This is a genomic window from Photobacterium obscurum (genome assembly GCF_026191635.1).
GTDB classification, from domain to species: domain Bacteria; phylum Pseudomonadota; class Gammaproteobacteria; order Enterobacterales; family Vibrionaceae; genus Photobacterium; species Photobacterium obscurum.
This window is the reverse complement of the sequence record NZ_JAKRRW010000010.1, coordinates 101,914-119,345: the sequence shown is the minus strand read 5'-3', so window position 1 is coordinate 119,345 and position 17,432 is coordinate 101,914. Positions and strand designations below refer to the sequence as shown.

The following is a 17,432-nucleotide window of genomic DNA, read 5'->3' as shown; positions in this document are numbered from 1 at the left end:
AAAAAAGCCTGCGTTCGCAGGCTTTTTGTTTAATTGAAGGTACGCCGTTAACGATTCTGCAAACGGTTATAATCTAGCAGGCCAGCCTCTATCGGGTAATTTTCTCGATACAACTGGCTAATTCTGTCGCTGAAAGACCAGAAGTCAGGGCTCGTTCTGCGCACTGCGTATTTATCAAGGAATTCGCGATAGTCCTGTTCTGATTGGATAAGCTGAAGCTGAGCTGTAAGTTCTGGTAGCTGAGATTCGTCGATATGCCAAAAAGCTCCAGGGTAACTGCCCAGCAAGCCTTTAACTAATGTCATATCGTCCTTATCAAACAGGCGGTTCGACTCTTCATTGAACAGGCTTGATATGTTCTTATGGGCACTATTTCTAACCAGAGTGAAAAGCTGGGGCTTCACGCTCCGGTTTGTTGGTTCAACCATAATAAACGTCAGCTCAGGGAACAGGGTAGCCTGTCGGCCTTTGAGTCGCGCAATTTTATTTAATGCTGTAATACTCTCTGGAGATAGCTGTGCATTCGAGAGGGCATAGCGATTGGAACTCACTTCGCTTAATTGGCTCTGTAGCATATTCAGAAGCTCACGCTTGGGATTATCGGTGCTGTATTTGACACCTGTCGGCTGATCAAATGCGTTGATATCTCCAAGTATGAATTTACTTAGGTGCTGATCTGCTCCCTGATACCAGTTAGCAAGCTCTTCACGCCTTACTTCAGTCGGTAATAAAGACAAGAAGTTGGATTCACCTTCCATCCGCAGGAAGTCCATGTACATGCGAGTTACAAGCTGGTGGCCAAAGTTACCATAGACGTCAAAACCCGCTACCAACAAGTAGTGGATACGCTCTAGCAGCGAATAATCGAGTACCCATGCCGTCTTCGGCTGATCTCCGATGAGGCCTTTAGCAACCGTTGCACTGTCGAAATGGCGGAAGATGGTTAGGGTTGCATTATCATTGTGATTATCCCCGTTCCAAATCAAATCTGTCGTTAGATGTTCACCATTTTCAAATGTCTTGTTTAGTAACTCATTCTTGGCACGAAGGAAGCGTCCCTGTTGTTTGGCGTATGAAATCCAATTTGTAATTGGCATTGTGTTACTTTCGTTTTCTGCCGGTAGACGAAGGTTGTCTGCCTGAGAGTCATAGAAGCTGCTGACACTTGGAGTGTTTGCCATATCAGGGTCGACAAAGAACACCCAGAAACGGTCGTTAATGACGTTTAATGCAAGCTGCCCCCGGCAAACCGGGCCTTTGATGAAGCCCATAATGGTATTTTGCGCATTATCGATCATGAAACGATACCGGGCATCCACTGGTAGTTGGCTGAACGACATCAGAGGGTTTGCGGCTAAAGATGGCTCATAGCTTGGTAATGTAGAGACGGTATACTCAGGTTCTAGGAACAGTTCATTAAGGCGCGCCATTTTCTTTTTATTCAGCGCATAAGGCATGTGTGTTTTGTCGACGATTGTCTCTCGCACTTGAACCAAGCGGTAATAAACGCGGCTAACACCGGGATCATCAAAAGGACGACGAGTCGCTACGACCTCCACCGGCTTACCTGGTGCAGTTTTAGAGCGAACTAAATTAAAGAATACCGGCTGTTTGTCGTCAGAAAAATAGAGGTGCGACATAAACAGGTGTTCATAGATATAACGGTTAACAAGCTGCTCTTTCAACGAGTTACCATTCAAAAATGTTTCCCATTCATTGACTTTAGCCAGAGTGGCAGCCGATGGCGGTTCAACGCCGGTCATTGGAGAGCCTGCAGCTAGCCATTCCATTAGTGTATCATTTTCATGCTGGCTGATTTGAGGGAGGCCATAAGGCATTCCCCACTGGGGATAGTTTTGTTCAAAACGATCCATTTCTTCAATCGTCGGGCATTGTTGGTCCCGATCTAAAGAAAAGTCCCAACTATCATCTAATACGGCTTGAGCTGGCAGAGGATGAGCTTGTTTTAACTGCAGCATTCGGGCCATGACACCCGCTTGGGTGTTCGCTTCGGGCGATTGCTCGCGCTCATTGAGAACAGGCGAGAAACCTTTCTCACGCCACTCAGGCGTTGATTGGGCATCAATGAACATTCGAGTGGTATTTGCCGCGAGCAGGCGAGTTCCTTCGTACACTTTTTCTTTATTTGCACCGCGATCAATGCCTTCAGATGATGACATCTTAAGTTGGCATGGAGCATCGTAGCAGGCATGGCAGACAACACAGCGATTCTCGATGATTGGCTTAACTTCCGTCAGGTAGCGCTGAGCCATCGGTGCTGTTGCCGGAAGCATCCGCTGTTTGGGCTCAGGCATGCCGTATAGCTGGTCATAATTGAAACCCGCGTAAACAGCACACCCAGAAAACACAAGTGTGGTCAGCATTATAACAGCACGCCTGCTGTGTTTTAAAAAAGGTAAGTTCATGAAAATAGATAGTAAAATATGTAATCATCTAATTGTATAGGTTGCTTGTTATTTATAGCAATGGCCTATATCAAATAGTGTTCAATTGATGGAGTATTGAGTTTAGTACTACTTGGAGCGCGGTGTATAGTGTTTGTTCTTAAACAATTCGCTAGTCATTACGCTGTTATGAACCCAGTAAATGCCAGTATTCGGGTAAAAAACTAAATCGAGATATGGCTGCTGGTAGAGGAGATAGCTATAGACGATATGCTTGGTTTTAAAATTATCCCTCATGCGCTGCTCTGTCATCAGTGCCGTTGATTTTTCTTCAACAATGATGTCACTTGGCTGGTATGCCCAGTGGAACATCTCAGGTTTTAGTTCGGCTGTTGCAAGGAAGGGGGAATGGTTATCAACAATGGATAAAGTAGCGGCTCTTATCGATAGTGCATGGTGATACTCGGTATCTTTTTCAGTGATAAAAGACATATTAGAGTAGTTTATATTGCCGGAGTCATCGTACGAGATGTAATGATGGACAACTTTGGACTGCACGCCAGAACCGTCGACATAATTGACAAAAACTTGTGAGGTAGGTTCCCGGGCTAGTTCAGTTTGAATGATCGGGTCTTCTCGTGTCGACTTTACCTCGGAAGCGAGAAAATGTGAGAAATTGTCCCAATCATCATATTCAATGGCGTAGGAAAAATCAGAGTGTGGCAGGCAGACCTGGTTATTATCAACTCGGCACCATGCAAGAGAATAAAGGCCTTCGCCTTTATATGCGAAAGCCTTTATATTTTGAATTTTTGATGGGTTAAAGTTTTTTTTGTGCTCTAAGAAAGCATGATCAAGTTTGCTAATGAGATCATTAAGATCCTGTTTGTTTGTCGCAATGATTGTCAGGGTATTATTACCCCGTGCTTCTGTCTTGGTGAGGTAATTGATTTGCTCTGGTTTTTTATACTGATTTAACCACTGATAACTGCCCAGGCCAACGGCTGCGACAAGTAGCAAGAATGCCAGAAAAAACCAGGATTTGTTCGGCTGCGTTTTTGGCTTACCGGAAGGAGCTAGCTTTTGCTGGTATTCTCGTTTTTCAAATTGGATGATCTGGTATCCAACCCGGGGGAGGGTCTCTATGACATCACCTTTACTGTTTTCCTGCAGCTTTACGCGCAGAGCTCGTATAACCTGAAATAAAGAAGCTTCTGTTACAATACGATCTGGCCAGCCCACCTTTAAGAGCTCGTCTTTTGTTACGGGGCGGTGATGATTAGTGATCAGATAGGCAAGAATGTTCTGCTCTGAAAGGTTTAGCTTTTGCGTTGAATCAGGAGATTTGATAATGCCGAGGCTAGGAATGAAGTAAACTCCAGTTCGAAATTTAATCTGTTCGTTGCTTGACATTCAGACCTCAGGTTTGTGAAACAAAGCGTAACCCTTCCTTTTATAAGTTAGACCATGTAATTAGCAATATAGTGTGGAAATTCGCTAAAAGAGGAAGCTATAGACCCATTACTGATATGGAAGATGCTAATAAACTGAATTCTCACTAAGGAATTGACGTTGATTACTTAATTATTCATGGCGAAAAGTAAGTTTACCATGAAAAAAAACGATTGGAATAAGTAGTTTCACGGATGTGGAAACACCCTGAAAAGTAAGAGCCGTTTAACCAAATAAAGGGAGGCTATTACCTCCCTTATAAACCTGCAAGATTACTTCTTGAAGATCTCTTGGAATTCACGCTTCATTGGTGGGTTGCGACGTGCTTTCTTAAGCTGCTTACACATGTCTTTCACACAGTTATGAAGTACTTTGTCCAGCATTACTGCTTTGTACTCAGTGTATTCATCGTCAGACATCTCTGCAGGTTTTTGTGTCTCTTGCATTTCGCCTAGGAAATCAACACCTGAGTAGCTCTGGCTCAAAGCGATAAGCGCGTGAAACTGCTCAAAGTTATCAAGAACATTTTGAGCGCTTGCTGGCATTTGATCCCATGCTTCACGAGAAGTCGGTTCAGATGCCTTGTATACATTGATTAGCATGTCCAGTAATTCTTCTGGCACTTCTTCAAATTCAACAACCTGACGTAGTTCTGGTGAACAATCTTCTAAAGTGAATTTCACTTCTTCAACAGTTTGCTCTTCTTTGTTTTCGATCTCAGACATCGCTAATTCCTACAGCTGAATAGTTAAGGGGGGGAATCCTAAAGCCCTGCGAGTAAAAGTCAACAATTCTCCTCATCATGGTCTCGAGGGATTTTATTCAGGTTAACCTCAGTAGTGTATCTTATGATTCTTGTAAAAAAGCCAGTCGTGTTTAAAAATTTGCTAACAAAGTCACGATAGTTTCCCAACTTTGAAATTAAGCTCATATCTGGCTAGGTTAATCTTTCAGCTGTGCTATATATTAAAGACAGCACAAATGTTTTTATATCAATAGGATGCTTTCATGGAAGCAATGCGTATCTTACTGGTCGATGATGTTCATTTAGAGCGTATGCAGTTGGCAATGCGACTGCAACGTTTAGGTCATATCGTAGAAGCGGTGTGCTCAGGGCATGAGGCGATAGAAAAGTATCCACTATTTGATCCTGACTTGGTACTGCTTGATGTCAGTATGCCAGATATGAGTGGAACCGAGGTTGCTGAACAAATCCGAATTAAACACCCAGATTGGGTACCAATTATTTTTCTGAGTGGTCATGATGAGCCTGAAATGATAGCTCAGGCAATTGATATGGGCGGCGACGACTATTTGGTTAAACCAGTCAATAAAATTGTATTAGACTCTAAGCTAAAAGCCATGCAGCGTATCGCGCATATGCGACATCAACTGAAGGAGACAACGGTACAGCTGGAGCAAGCAAATGTTCGCCTGTCGGAGCAAGTCAATGAAGATGGCTTAACGATGTTGGCTAACCGTCGATATCTTGACCAAAAACTCACCGAGTTTATTTCTTGGCATGGTCGTAATAATTTCTCATTAACAATCATCATGATTGATGTTGATCACTTTAAGGCATTCAATGATTATTATGGTCACCTTGAAGGTGATCGGTGTTTGCAGGCAGTTGCTGCTGAGCTAAAAACAACCTTTAGTCGTGCCGGTGAACTCGCTGCACGGTATGGTGGCGAGGAGTTTGTTGTGTTGATCAGTAATTGTGATAAGACAAAGGCCGTAAGAGAATGTGAGCGGTTGAAAAATTGTATCCATAGGCTTGAAATTCCTCATGCGAAGTCAACAACATCAAACGTAGTGACGGTTAGCCAGGGAATGGTGTCTTGGGTTCCTACTGGCCTAGAATCAGCTGAAAATATGTATGAAATTGTCGATAAGGTGTTATATAAGGCGAAAGAGCAGGGGCGCAATCGATACGTTGCTGCTGAGTTTACCTAATGGTATTGGAATGTTGATTTCGAATCGTTAGATGAAACTTAAGTGCAGGTGCTTTGTTGGTGCTTTTTGCTGAGACATTATGTGTTCAAATTCTCACCTTCCTATCCGCGTAGTCATTTTTTCTGAAACGATAACCCTGAAGCTGCTGGATATAAATCGGTATGACATCGCAAGATTAAGCGCTAGTTGATTGATTTTCCGGCAGTCAAATAGGTCAGCGCTTGTTGTTCAGACAAGTCGTGCTAATCTCCCTACAGGTCAGTGCTGATTTCATTTTTTGATATTCAAGAGAGAGCAAGAAATGGAATCAGTATTGGTATCAATAATAAGGGTGAGGGAAGATCATGGATATTTGCTTTTCGCTGAATGAAGCGCGTGTGGTTGGTTGTTTGCTTGAAAAAGAAGTTACCACTCCGGATCAATACCCATTGACATTGAATGCGCTAACAACGGCATGTAATCAAAAGAGTAACCGAGAGCCTGTATTGTCTCTGGATGAAGCGACAGTATTGGATACTGTCGAAGAGTTGAAATCTAAACGTATTCTGCAAGAAGTGACAGCCGGATTTGGTAGTCGAGTTGCAAAGTTCCAGCATCGTTTCTGCAACACCGAGTTCAGTACCTTGCAGTTTACCAAGCAAGAGAAGGCGGCCATTTGTGTCATGCTGCTGCGCGGGCCACAAACACCAGGCGAAATCCGTACGCGAACTAATCGTCTTTGTGATTTTGCTGATGTCAAAGAAGCGGAAGCGGTATTAAATGGGTTAGCAGAGCACCCTAAAGGGCCGTATGTCGTGAAGTTACCGCGAGAAGCAGGCAAGCGTGATTGCCGTTATATGCACTTGTTTAGTGGTGAGGTTGACTTGGAGGCTTTGGTTTCGCAGGCGGCTCCTGTAGCAAGTAGTTCATCACCGACATCGGAACGTATTACTAAGCTTGAAGATGAGGTTGCTGCAATGAAACAAGAAATCGCAGAACTAAAAGAGCTTCTTGATTCGTTAACTTCGTAAAGCAGACTAGGGGTGTCTCTCAATTATGTTGCGCCCATCGCTGCTTGTATTTTTAAGCAGAGCAACTCGAAAACTATGCGTAAACTTCAGGCTCAGCATTAGCTGGGCCTTTTTTACAGCATGACAAAATGACCTGATATGAGCCAGGATGAGTAATATAGAAATAAAGAGTACAAACGGTGCGACATGGTCTGTCTATTTGATTCGAACAGCATCGAATCAATTGTATTGCGGGGTTACGACAGATATTGAACGTAGATTCAAAGAACACCAAACCGGTAATAAAGGAGCTAAATACTTAAAAGGGAAAGGACCTTTAACTCTGGTATGGTCAGAGGTGGTGGGAGACAAGCGAAAAGCCATGCAGTTGGAATATAGAATAAAAAAATTGTCAAAGGCGAAAAAGGAATCAATTGTCAGTCGTGAGCTTAGGGTGGATGCCTTGGTGCAATAAAACGCTGTTTTAAACTTGGGGGCCTGATCACGAAAAACGATGAGCATTCCAAAAGTATTCACGTATTATACTTAAGCTTGCTTAAGGTGCAGGATTCAGAGTGAGTTCAGTACCTTGAGGTAGCTTAGGTATATTGAATTAATCGTGTGTCTATTAGGTTTCCTGACTGTGTTGAATAAACTTTGGTACTTGTTTCTCTCGTTGATTTTTGTCTCAGCCGCGGCCAATGGCTCAGAGGTGACAGACGCCTCTTACCCCGGCAAAGACGGGAATGTGATGAGAAACAAATTGGTCGGTATCTATACGACGTTTCAGCTAACAGAGACGGTTATTACAGGCTGTAACCGATTAGAATCCAGTATTAGTACCGATGTTAAAATAGCTTTTGATGGCTACTCAGAAGTTGCTCGGGACTATATTTTGGAAGGTAAGAGGCTGTTAGATGAAGAACTGTCGGCCGTAGAAGTCATAGAGTGGCGAACGGCTCTAGCGAATGCCCAACAACAGTACCAGAGAAAATTTGACCAGTTATCTTTAGCTGAACTCAAACAAGAATGCCAGCAACTGGCAAGAGAAATGGCCACGATTAACCAACGGGTTATTGCATTGAAAAGCCAATAGAAATTGAACTCTTGTCTTATTCTTACTACACTTCAGGCATCTTAAACCCAGGTATTTTGTTATGGCACAGAAAGCCACCATTTATAAGGCCCAGTTCAACGTAGCTGATCTGGACCGTCATGTTTATATTGATAAGTCACACACACTAGCATGTCACCCTTCAGAGACCATTCAGAGGTTAATGCTTCGTCTTGTTGCCTGGGGCTTAAATGCAGACGAGGATCTGCAATTTACCAAGGGGTTGTCTGATACCGATGAACCTGATCTATGGACAAAAAGTCTCAGTGATGAAATTGAACTTTGGGTTGAGTTAGGTTTGCCGGATGAGAAACGTATTCGCAAGGCATCTCATCGTTCTCAAAAAGTCATCATTTTTGCCTATGGTGATCATGCCGCTCCAGTTTGGTGGCAGCAAAATAAAGCTAAAGTCACTCAATATAAGAATGTTTCGGTAGTGTTCATCAATGATGCGACACTGGCTGAGCTTGAAGCCATGGCAGAACGAAGCATGCAGCTTCAATTAACTATTGAAGGTGAGCAGGGCTGGCTAAGTTCCGGTGATGAAAGCTGCAACATTGTACCTGATTGGTGGCATCGTTAATAAAGAGGACCTGTTATATGGCAACACGAGTTCATTCTCTGGCACAGAAAATTTGGGATTATCATTTACTCAACAACGCCTTAGAAAAGAGTGATTGCTTATTTGTCCTGTGTAGTAATGATGTTCGTGTTGCTGAACATGCGGCTAAATTGTTTCTTGAGGGCTATGCCCCCTATATTGTCTTTTCAGGTGGCGTCGGTGAGTTAACACAAGGGCTATTTGCCTGTTCTGAAGCTGAATCGTTCGCACAAATTGCGGTTGATATGGGGGTGCCAGAAGAATGTATTTTGATCGAGCCTCGGTCGACTAATACCGGTGAAAATGTAGAATTTACCCGTGCACTTCTGGAAGATAAAGGACTGGATCCGCTACGCTTGATACTGGTTCAGAAGCCTTTTATGGAAAGACGAACGTATGCCACGGTGATGCAACAATGGCCGGGCAAGCTGTTGACTGTGACGTCGCCGCCTTTAAGTTTCGACGAATATCCGAACGAGCAACTCTCCTATTGCGATGTTATCAACGTGATGTTGGGTGACTTACAGCGGATTAAGCTTTATCCGGAGCAAGGTTATTCGATACCGCAAGAAATTCCTGATGAAGTCTGGCTGGCATTTGAATCTCTTGTTGCGCTTGGCTTCAATGAGCACCTTATTGCAACAACCGCAGAATAGTAAATAATTGGAACAGGCACTGGTTTACGTACCGGTGCCTGTTTGTTTTAAGGACAATAGCTAACGTGTGACCATTTTTCTGATCTCTTTTGCCTGCTCTTCATCACTTAGCTCTGAAGGTGGTGGGGTAACGATCCCTTTCTGGCAGGCAGGGCGTTCTGCGAGTTCATTTAACCAACGCTGTAGATGAGTCAGCCCTTCGGTATCAATGCCGCTCCAGTCGTGTATCCGTACCCACGGCCAGGCTGCCATATCGGCAATTGTGTATTCATCACCGGCTAAATAAGGATGTTTCGCTAGCTGGTTGTCCATGACCTCAAATAACCGCCGTCCCTCATGTTGATACCGTTCAATTGCCGAAGGAATGTTCTCGGGGAAATAGCGATAGAATACATTGGCTTGTCCCATCATTGGGCCGACACCGCCCATCTGGAACATCAACCACTGAATGGCCTTGGAGCGTTTGTTTGGATCGGTTGGAATAAATTTTCCTGTTTTTTCAGCCAAATATAATAAGATTGCGCCAGATTCGAAGACAGCAAAATTATCATTGTCGGTGTCGATAATCGCAGGAATTCGGCCGTTTGGATTAATAGCAATAAACTCCGGCTGCTTTTGATCTGCTGCCATTAAGTCGAGTTCGTGAACTTGGTATTCCAAGCCCATCTCTTCAAGCGCGATGGAGATTTTATGGCCATTGGGGGTTGCTGCTGTGTATAGCTCGATCATCGTTAACTCCGTTAGCCTTTGACCGACGGACGCTCACTGATACGTTGATACCATCGGTTAAGATTCGGTAGGGTGTCATCAAGATGGATTTCAAGATTTTTCATGAAGTCACATAGAATGACGGCAGTGATATCGGCAACGCTAAATCTGTTACCTGCAATATAGGTCGTGTCAGCGAGCTGCTTGTCCAGGGTTGGCAAGAAGTCGATTAGTCGCTGGCGGGATTCTTGTCCCCACTCAGGCAAACAGTTTTCCCTATCCTGGTAAATGCCTGAAATATTGCGAAAAGCTTGCATGGCAACTAATAATCCACGTAATTCGACTAAGCGTTGCCACATTTCAATTTGTGCCTTTTCAATCGCCGTATCACCAAACATTGAGCTTTCTTCTGGATACAGTTCATCAAAGTAGCGGCAGATGGCGATGGACTCGCAAATCGTGGTTCTATCATCGAGTTCAAGTACGGGGATCTGTCCGTTTAGACTTTTGGCTTTAAATTCCTCGCTAAGGTTTTCACCACCTCGTATATCTACGTGCTGGCGCTCTACCTCTATCCCTTTTTCGGCCAAAAATATGCTGACACGTCGGGCGCTTGGTGCTGGCCCGAGTTCATAGATTTTCATTCCTTTTCCTTACTATTAACGAACGCATAAATTAAAACGTATGCAATAACATCATGATTGGTCAAGTCTCAAACGCGGCCTAAATATCAATAGTGAGGTTAGGTGTATACTCAAACTACTTCAAGATGCTCGTTTCAGCGAGAATGACTGGGTGGGTAGCTTGGGCCTCGTAGGTAAGGTGCTGATTTGAGGGCATAGTAGCTCTACGTTAAAAAGCAGTATAGATAAAAAGGGCTCCCACAGAGGGGAGCCTGATATATGTTATGAGGCGTTCAGGCCTTGCTGCCAGAATGCTACCTCCATCCGAGTGGCTGTTTTAAATATTTCACACAGGCGCTGTCCGCGTTGGCTGCTAAGCGGAATTTCTGCCAACATCTCATCGAGACGTCGAATACTTTCCTGTACACCGGATTGGTATTCCTCGCCGCTGTATAGCTCAATCCAGCTCCGGTAGGGGTTGTTCTCTAGCTGTGTCTCAGCCCAGCTGATGAGGCGAGTACCGATAACGGCATAGCCGATCGCACAAGGAGCAAGCGCCGCGAAGAGATCGACACGATCACCGGCCATTCCTGTATCCAGAACATAGCGGGTGTAGCATACGGTACCGAAATCTTCTGGCTCTCCTTCCATATCGGACTCGGTCAGTCCCCACTTCGAGCAGTACTCAATATGGTGGGTCATTTCCGAATCGAGCAATGCTGTCAGGCTGGGCAGGGGTTCACGCATTTCTTCCAGTGTGCTGGATTTAAAAATGGCTAACGCGTAGGCACGGGCATAATGCTTTAGAAACAGAAAATCTTGTTTTAGGTAGTGTAGGTACGCGTTTTTGTCCAGCTGCCCTTTGGCTAGTTGGGAGACGAAATTGTGTTCGGTATAGTCTTGCCAGTCTTGTTGGCAAGCATTGATTAAGTCTTGATGATTCACGTAAGTTCCTTTGAGAAATCAGATAAAACAGAAATTAGAATGTCAGAACGTAATTTTTCGCCTGAGGCAGAGATTTGATGATGTCGTGTTGCTTCATGAACTCTGCATATTCGTTGTATCGCTTCAGCTCAACAGCCCCTGGTCGTAGGGCGAAGCGAGTAAGGGTGTCTTTCCAGGCATTACGGTTAAGGGTGTTATTTAATGTATCTGGGGAATAGGAAACAAACTCCAGCCATGCTTTTTCTGGATGGTTGATCAGGTAGACAGTTGCTTTTTCAATGGCCTTGTTGAATTTTTCAATCGTTTCAGGGTTATATTTGTGCTTGTTAGCAACAAAAATTAACTCGTCATAGGGAGGAACACCATGCTCTTCCGGGAAGAATGCAGTTGCTTTGTATCCTTCAAGTTTCAGTTGGTTTAACTCGAAGTTTCTTAATCCTCCCCAAATAGCATCGACTTTGCCTGAGGCTAGGGACGAAGACAGCGCCCAGCCGACATTGATAATCTTCACCTTGTCCATGCTAACATTGGCTGACTCCAGCATTGTGCCGATGGTTGCATCTTCACTGCCGCCAATTGCCACACCGATTTGTTTGTCTTTCAGATCCGCAAGGCTTTTGATCCCTGATTTATCCAGAACGATCAGCGAGTTTAGCGGGCCAGAAATCAGCGTCGCAGAGCGAACTACCGGTAGGCCTGCCGCAGTGCTGGAAATCAGTGTGCTTTGATATGAGACAGCCATATCAATTTTTCCAGCGGCTACCAGTTTATCCGGAATACTTGGGTCGGCAGGCTCTTGTATCTCCACCTCAAGCCCTTGCTCAGCAAACCAGCCTTTCTCCTGGGCTAATACAATTGGACCGTGGTTTGGGTTGACGAACCAGTCTAGCATTAGGGTTACTTTTTCTGCTGCTGCATTGAATGAGGCAACAGAAAGGGATAAAGCTGCAAAACTTTGTAGTAACTGCTTTTTCATTATTTGTTCCTTCGAATTATTATCTTTTTCTTAAACGTATTGCTTTGTTGTGTTTTGGGTTGTTGACGAATTAATGCTGAGCCCGAAAGCCCGGTTCTAACTCGATGGTGGATCATTTGTTTTGCCAGGGGATCGCTTTTTTGAGCAAACTATCGGCGAGGAAATAAAGGCTGATAGAAAAGAAAGCCAAGATGAACAGTGCGGCGAACATCTCATCGATAAACATTCTGGCATTGGCCTGCAACATTAAGTAGCCAAGCCCTTCGCTCGAGCCGACCCACTCGCCAATGACAGCACCAATTGGAGCGACAACAACGGCAACTCTTACCCCTGAAGCCAAAGCGGGAAGGGCCGCAGGCAAGCGAATACGCCACAGTATCTGCCAGCGTGTCGCTCCCATTGTCTTGGCAAGATCAAGGTAGCCTGATGGCGTTTGACGAAGGCCGTCATAGCAACAGGTCGTTACAGGGAAGAAAATGATTAGTGCCGCCATCACGATTTTTGATGCCATGCCATAGCCGAGCCAGAGCATCAGGATAGGAGCGATAGCAAATACCGGTATAGCCTGGCTGGTAATGAGGATCGGCAAGAGCCAGCGTCTTAGCGGGGCAAACAGGAGCATTTGCAGTGCGAAGAACAGCCCCATAGACAGCCCTAGCAATAGCCCGAGTATAACCTCTGATCCAGTGACGACAGTGTGACTCCAAAGTACGTCATAACGTTCTATGAGCTTACTAAGGACGGCGATTGGTCCCGGTAGAATAAATGGTGGCAATTCAAAAATGATGACCGCAGATTGCCATAGGCCAAAAATCACACTGATGCTGATAAGAACTCGTAGCAGCGTTTGTGAAATTCGTTGAGGTTGTCGCGGAAGCAATTGCTGGGCATGAGGCTGCGATCTTAAATCGGCCTTTAAGCCTTCAGATGTTTGTAGATCAGCCATAATCTTGCTCCAGTTGCTCAATAATAGCTTGCTGGTGGCAAGCTATTTCGGCGTCAAATATTCTGGGTGGCGTAGTACTTGGTACGCCAAGGTTGATGAGCTTGGCGGGCTTGCCTGACATGATGTAGATATTGTGTCCCAGACGCAGTGCCTCCTGCGGATCATGAGTGATCAACAGGACTGTACGGCTTTTCAGCAGCTCTGATGAAAGTGTCTGAAGCTTGTGGCGGGTCACCGCATCTAGTGCTGAAAATGGTTCGTCCATTAATACCAACGGCTTATCTTGCATTAGTGTTCTGGCAAGAGCCACCCGTTGACGCATCCCTCCGGAGAGTTGATCTGGCATGGCGTGCACGTATTCTTCCAAGCCAACGGCATGGAGTAATTCGAGGGCTTTGTTTGTATCCGGGGGGATGGATTGACTGCCAAAACGGTAGCTGAGACAAATATTGTCAAGAACAGAAAGCCAAGGTAACAGCAGATCTTGTTGAGCCATGTAGGCGATGCGGTTGGAAAGGGGGCAATTGTCGGAGGTGACAAGTTTTCCGTCCCAGCGTACCTGCTCTTCGATAAGCCCGGCAAGATGGCGGAGTAGGGTCGTTTTGCCGCAACCACTTTTACCTAGCAGACAAGTCCACTGACCTGCCGGGAGTGTGAGCTCCAGATCGACAAATAACGCTTCGCTGGCGTCTTTATATGTCAAAGATAGATTCTTTAACCAGATATCAACCGCAGCTACCGGTTTGATGTGAGCAGGATTTAGCATATTTATTGCTCTTATTCAGGTTGGTAGTGGCCAGCAAAGAAGTGGTGGACTGGACCGTGTCCTGAACCGATCTCGAGCTCGTCGGCTTGGCTAATTGCCTTGGTAATGTATGATTTAGCATTCTGAACGGCGGCTTCCATATCAAAACCCTGGGCAAGGAAAGAGGCCGTGGCGGCAGACAATGTACAACCTGTACCGTGGGTATTACGAGTTGCGATACGAGGTGTAGTCATTCGAACAACGCTCTTAGCAAGAATCAAAAGATCGGTACTGTTGCTATCGTGCTCAAGATGACCGCCTTTCAGCAGGACAGATTTGGAACCAATTGTACGTAGTGCCTCAATCATACTGTCCATGTCTTTTTCGCTCTGCGGAATGCTTGTACCAAGCAGCGCGGCAGCTTCTGGCAGGTTAGGCGTGATTACATCTGCAAGAGGGAGTAGTTCGGTTTTCAGTGTGGTGATGGCGTCTTGCTGTAGTAGGAGATCACCACTGGTTGCGACCATTACGGGGTCAACGACAAGAAATTTAGGTTGGTAGTAGCGCAGTTTAGAGGAAACGGCCCGGATAATACGAGTATCGCTGAGCATACCAATTTTTACCGCTTTGACATCAAGGTCACTAAATACCGCATCAAGTTGCTGTTCAACAAATTCTGGGTCAACGGCAAAGATGCCCGATACACCTTGGGTATTCTGCGCAGTTAACGCTGTGATTACCGAACAGGCATAGCCACCAGTCGCGGAAATGGCTTTGATATCTGCCTGAATGCCTGCACCGCCACCACTATCTGAGCCGGCAATGGTTAGAGTGATTGGTGTTTTTGATGGAATGGCCATAACTACCCCTAAGTTGCGCGCAGGGTAGCAGGTGTCAAAGAGAGCTCTTGGAAAGAGGGCACTTGGAGACACGGTTGCTAGTTCCCTACGCCATTATTAAATGGATCAGGTTCAACGGGTCCCACCGAAGTGGTCTCAGCCTAGGGCTCCCCGACTAACTTTCTAATTCTGTTCAATTAGGCAGCAGGTAACGCTGCCATTAATTGGTAGGCTATTCTAACCATGTTTTCTGTTTATGAGCAAATAAGAAAAGGAAAAACTCTAGTTAAAGGTATCACTTTTCTTCTATTGGGTTTTAATTATTGACTATGGCTAAATAATATATGGTTATTATTTGACGAAATATTGAACAGGGTGGCATATGGAAAGTTCACAGTATGAAAAGCATGAAAAAATTAACTACGTCGAGTTCCTCGCCGGGGATCTTCCCGCTACAAAAGTATTTTTTAATCAAGTGTTTGGGTGGGGTTTTACGGATTGTGGTGATAAATAATTGATGATACCCAAGCGACCTTTAGGTCACTTGGGTATCAATTGAAAACCGTCACCGGGGGACGGAGAGTCGGCTTAGATTTTGAATCTTAGCCAGCGATGATTTGAGATCGTCAATACTATTTAAGATAGCAGCCTGTTCGTCATTACATTTTTTGACAGCGTCACGGTTGCTTTCGGCGGCTTGATATTGGTGAATACATCATGCCTCTAGTGGTTATCTTCAGCTCAGAGTGCTTTCTATTCTCTTATCTTGTTCTGACGTATCTTCAGAGCTGCTTTTATTGCCTGTAAGCCAGTACTTATCTGGTGATAGTATATTGTTCGGGTCGATAGCTTGCTTTAAGTTGCTTAAAAGCTCCAGGTTACTTTCGTTAATAAAGGGTTCTATTGTATTGAACATTCCAGAGCCACTGCGATAAGGACAATAACCCGCCGAAAGAAGCGCCTGATCTAACTCCCGATAAAAGGCTTTCGCCTTATCAATTTCCTCTTGAGATTTGCCATAACGAATATTGGCAATCATTACGACCGCACGTTCGCTAACATTGGTCATGGAATAGCGCTCGTCGTAATCATACTTTTGAAAAACCTGCTGACAAATTGACAACATGCCTTTGATATCGGACTGTGAAAAACTACTTACGGCACAGATCCAGCGGAAATAGGCAGGAAACTCTGAGGTCTTCATTTCGGATGTGGCTTCAGGGTGATCAAGCAAGGTTTTAATTGCTTCGTCTGAGGGGACGCCTTTTTTAAGATCAATCACTAATTGTAAACCTGCCAATGCAGGGGATTTCAGAATTTGGTTTATTCGGCAGAGTATTTTCCATCGAAAGTCATCAAGCCTAATAACTTTGGCACTCGGAATATTGTGCTTAATTGTTTGTTTAAAGTATTTGAAGCGTGCTTTGACAATACTTTTGGGACCTGACAAAGACGTTGTTAAAACCCAAGCGCCTGCAGCTTTAATGGCCTGTTCTCCCATTGCGCGTGCCATGCTGACGGTATGAACCCCACTAGTTACTACGCCGTCAAGTTTTAACTTAGCTATAGTTGCAACCATATCGGGCGCATCAGATTCATTTTTGCATAAGACTATTACCGTTGTCTGATATTCGGGGACAGGCTGTAAGGCTATTGTTATCTCAAGCACAATACCTAGATTTGATTGGGAAAACAGACCAGATAGAGCGGGACCTATACCATAGGGGTAAAGGTGCTTAGCCTTGCTTGTTTCGAACATTCCCATCCCCGTAGTTATGATTTCACCTGTGGGGAGCAGGACTCGCATGGAAAGAACATTTCCAAAGCGATCGCAATAGTCGGTATGACCAAACCCTCGTTCGAGAAGATTACCGACCATACTAGTGTGTAATCCTGCAGCAGTAATATCGAGCTGTAATGAGGAGTTACTGTCAACGAGAGCCTGGTATAATTGTGATTGTGTTATACCCGGCTGAACACGGACATAGGCATGCTCTTCATTGATTTCAATGACCTGTGATAGCCGACTCAGATTGACAATAACTTGTTGAGGCTTTGTCCCTTGGGCAGTTCCATAGCCCCAGTTTCTTCCCTGTGCCACTGGATGAATTTCGAACTTATGATCATTAGCCGCTTTCACTAGCGAAATAACTTGTGCTTCAGTTTCTGGCCAAACCATGGCTGAAGGAATATGGATACTTCCGTTTAGGGCTAAGCCGTACTCTTGCAGTGTATTATCGTCTTGAGTGAATTGACTCTGCGAAAAAATTTCAGAAAGTATTGAGGGCAAAGAAATATCCATAGACGCTGTTCCTGTTGATTTTTACAAGCGATTTGTTTGACTGCTGAGTGTTAGGTGATTTAACAACAACTTAGTTGCTCTATTTTGCAGAAAAAAACAGATTTCACAGTGAAAAAGAAGCCTCTTTGTGAGCCGCATTGCATAAATGGTTATGAACTATAAGACCTTAAGTTAT

General features: G+C 44.7%; 16 protein-coding genes, 1 pseudogene and 1 riboswitch. Of the genes and pseudogenes, 6 read left to right on the top strand and 11 right to left on the bottom strand.

Features of this window, described 5'->3' with window-relative positions:
- Positions 1 to 47: 47 nt before the first annotated feature.
- The 3 genes from MD588_RS14230 to MD588_RS14220 all read right to left on the bottom strand — a co-directional run bounded on the left by MD588_RS14230 (position 48) and on the right by MD588_RS14220 (position 4,582).
- On the bottom strand, positions 48 to 2,384 hold the full coding sequence (locus MD588_RS14230) for a fatty acid cis/trans isomerase (protein ID WP_407676570.1): 2,337 nt from the start codon (positions 2,382 to 2,384) through the stop codon (positions 48 to 50).
- A 150-nt stretch (positions 2,385 to 2,534) separates the two neighbouring features.
- The gene (locus tag MD588_RS14225) at positions 2,535 to 3,818 is read right to left on the bottom strand and encodes a winged helix-turn-helix domain-containing protein (RefSeq protein ID WP_265698029.1); all 1,284 of its coding nucleotides are present in this window, start codon (positions 3,816 to 3,818) and stop codon (positions 2,535 to 2,537) included.
- Between the two features lie 311 nt (positions 3,819 to 4,129).
- Positions 4,130 to 4,582, bottom strand: coding sequence for a DUF3069 domain-containing protein (locus MD588_RS14220; protein WP_265698028.1), 453 nt, complete (start codon positions 4,580 to 4,582; stop codon positions 4,130 to 4,132).
- A 292-nt stretch (positions 4,583 to 4,874) separates the two neighbouring features.
- Between MD588_RS14220 and MD588_RS14215 the strand changes: the two genes are divergently transcribed.
- From MD588_RS14215 to MD588_RS14190, 6 genes are all read left to right on the top strand, one after another.
- Positions 4,875 to 5,813: a GGDEF domain-containing response regulator gene (locus MD588_RS14215; RefSeq protein ID WP_265698082.1), complete on the top strand. Its 939-nt coding sequence runs from the start codon at positions 4,875 to 4,877 to the stop codon at positions 5,811 to 5,813.
- A gap of 344 nt (positions 5,814 to 6,157) precedes the next feature.
- Complete coding sequence (locus tag MD588_RS14210) at positions 6,158 to 6,823, top strand: YceH family protein (RefSeq protein ID WP_265698027.1); 666 nt, start codon at positions 6,158 to 6,160, stop codon at positions 6,821 to 6,823.
- Between the two features lie 148 nt (positions 6,824 to 6,971).
- Complete coding sequence (locus MD588_RS14205; protein ID WP_265698026.1) at positions 6,972 to 7,277, top strand: GIY-YIG nuclease family protein; 306 nt, start codon at positions 6,972 to 6,974, stop codon at positions 7,275 to 7,277.
- Positions 7,278 to 7,445: 168 nt separating this feature from the next.
- Entirely contained in the window at positions 7,446 to 7,898 is a 453-nt protein-coding gene (locus MD588_RS14200) for a hypothetical protein (RefSeq protein WP_265698025.1), read from the top strand.
- A gap of 61 nt (positions 7,899 to 7,959) precedes the next feature.
- Entirely contained in the window at positions 7,960 to 8,499 is a 540-nt protein-coding gene (locus MD588_RS14195) for a YaeQ family protein (RefSeq protein WP_265698024.1), read from the top strand.
- Between the two features lie 17 nt (positions 8,500 to 8,516).
- A complete protein-coding gene (locus MD588_RS14190; RefSeq protein ID WP_265698023.1) occupies positions 8,517 to 9,173 on the top strand; it encodes a YdcF family protein in 657 nt (218 codons plus the stop codon).
- Positions 9,174 to 9,233: 60 nt separating this feature from the next.
- On the opposite strand, the gene MD588_RS14185 is transcribed toward MD588_RS14190, so the two are convergent.
- From MD588_RS14185 to MD588_RS14150, 8 genes and pseudogenes are all read right to left on the bottom strand, one after another.
- Positions 9,234 to 9,902, bottom strand: coding sequence for a glutathione S-transferase family protein (locus MD588_RS14185; RefSeq protein WP_265698022.1), 669 nt, complete (start codon positions 9,900 to 9,902; stop codon positions 9,234 to 9,236).
- 11 nt (positions 9,903 to 9,913) lie between these two features.
- A complete protein-coding gene (locus tag MD588_RS14180) occupies positions 9,914 to 10,525 on the bottom strand; it encodes a glutathione S-transferase (RefSeq protein WP_265698021.1) in 612 nt (203 codons plus the stop codon).
- Positions 10,526 to 10,786: 261 nt separating this feature from the next.
- A complete protein-coding gene (tenA, locus tag MD588_RS14175) occupies positions 10,787 to 11,449 on the bottom strand; it encodes a thiaminase II (protein WP_265698020.1) in 663 nt (220 codons plus the stop codon).
- A 34-nt stretch (positions 11,450 to 11,483) separates the two neighbouring features.
- Positions 11,484 to 12,425, bottom strand: coding sequence for an ABC transporter substrate-binding protein (locus MD588_RS14170; RefSeq protein ID WP_265698019.1), 942 nt, complete (start codon positions 12,423 to 12,425; stop codon positions 11,484 to 11,486).
- A 112-nt stretch (positions 12,426 to 12,537) separates the two neighbouring features.
- Positions 12,538 to 13,269, bottom strand: a pseudogene (locus MD588_RS14165) (ABC transporter permease); the annotation flags it as partial.
- A 94-nt stretch (positions 13,270 to 13,363) separates the two neighbouring features.
- Entirely contained in the window at positions 13,364 to 14,137 is a 774-nt protein-coding gene (locus tag MD588_RS14160) for an ABC transporter ATP-binding protein (protein ID WP_265698017.1), read from the bottom strand.
- Positions 14,138 to 14,148: 11 nt separating this feature from the next.
- Complete coding sequence (gene thiD, locus MD588_RS14155) at positions 14,149 to 14,976, bottom strand: bifunctional hydroxymethylpyrimidine kinase/phosphomethylpyrimidine kinase (protein ID WP_265698016.1); 828 nt, start codon at positions 14,974 to 14,976, stop codon at positions 14,149 to 14,151.
- A gap of 65 nt (positions 14,977 to 15,041) precedes the next feature.
- Positions 15,042 to 15,139, bottom strand: a riboswitch (TPP riboswitch).
- Between the two features lie 552 nt (positions 15,140 to 15,691).
- On the bottom strand, positions 15,692 to 17,257 hold the full coding sequence (locus MD588_RS14150; protein WP_265698014.1) for an FAD-binding oxidoreductase: 1,566 nt from the start codon (positions 17,255 to 17,257) through the stop codon (positions 15,692 to 15,694).
- Positions 17,258 to 17,432: the final 175 nt, after the last annotated feature.

Bases quoted from the DNA above. Each gene is read 5' to 3' on its own strand.
- MD588_RS14230 (WP_407676570.1), bottom strand. From the start codon at position 2,384: ATGCTGACCACACTTGTGTTTTCTGGGTGTGCTGTTTACGCGGGTTTC.
- MD588_RS14225 (WP_265698029.1), bottom strand. From the start codon at position 3,818: ATGTCAAGCAACGAACAGATTAAATTTCGAACTGGAGTTTACTTCATT.
- MD588_RS14220 (WP_265698028.1), bottom strand. From the start codon at position 4,582: ATGTCTGAGATCGAAAACAAAGAAGAGCAAACTGTTGAAGAAGTGAAA.
- MD588_RS14215 (WP_265698082.1), top strand. From the start codon at position 4,875: ATGCGTATCTTACTGGTCGATGATGTTCATTTAGAGCGTATGCAGTTG.
- MD588_RS14210 (WP_265698027.1), top strand. From the start codon at position 6,158: ATGGATATTTGCTTTTCGCTGAATGAAGCGCGTGTGGTTGGTTGTTTG.
- MD588_RS14205 (WP_265698026.1), top strand. From the start codon at position 6,972: ATGAGTAATATAGAAATAAAGAGTACAAACGGTGCGACATGGTCTGTC.
- MD588_RS14195 (WP_265698024.1), top strand. From the start codon at position 7,960: ATGGCACAGAAAGCCACCATTTATAAGGCCCAGTTCAACGTAGCTGAT.
- MD588_RS14190 (WP_265698023.1), top strand. From the start codon at position 8,517: ATGGCAACACGAGTTCATTCTCTGGCACAGAAAATTTGGGATTATCAT.
- MD588_RS14185 (WP_265698022.1), bottom strand. From the start codon at position 9,902: ATGATCGAGCTATACACAGCAGCAACCCCCAATGGCCATAAAATCTCC.
- MD588_RS14180 (WP_265698021.1), bottom strand. From the start codon at position 10,525: ATGAAAATCTATGAACTCGGGCCAGCACCAAGCGCCCGACGTGTCAGC.
- MD588_RS14170 (WP_265698019.1), bottom strand. From the start codon at position 12,425: ATGAAAAAGCAGTTACTACAAAGTTTTGCAGCTTTATCCCTTTCTGTT.
- MD588_RS14160 (WP_265698017.1), bottom strand. From the start codon at position 14,137: ATGCTAAATCCTGCTCACATCAAACCGGTAGCTGCGGTTGATATCTGG.
- thiD (WP_265698016.1), bottom strand. From the start codon at position 14,976: ATGGCCATTCCATCAAAAACACCAATCACTCTAACCATTGCCGGCTCA.
- MD588_RS14150 (WP_265698014.1), bottom strand. From the start codon at position 17,257: ATGGATATTTCTTTGCCCTCAATACTTTCTGAAATTTTTTCGCAGAGT.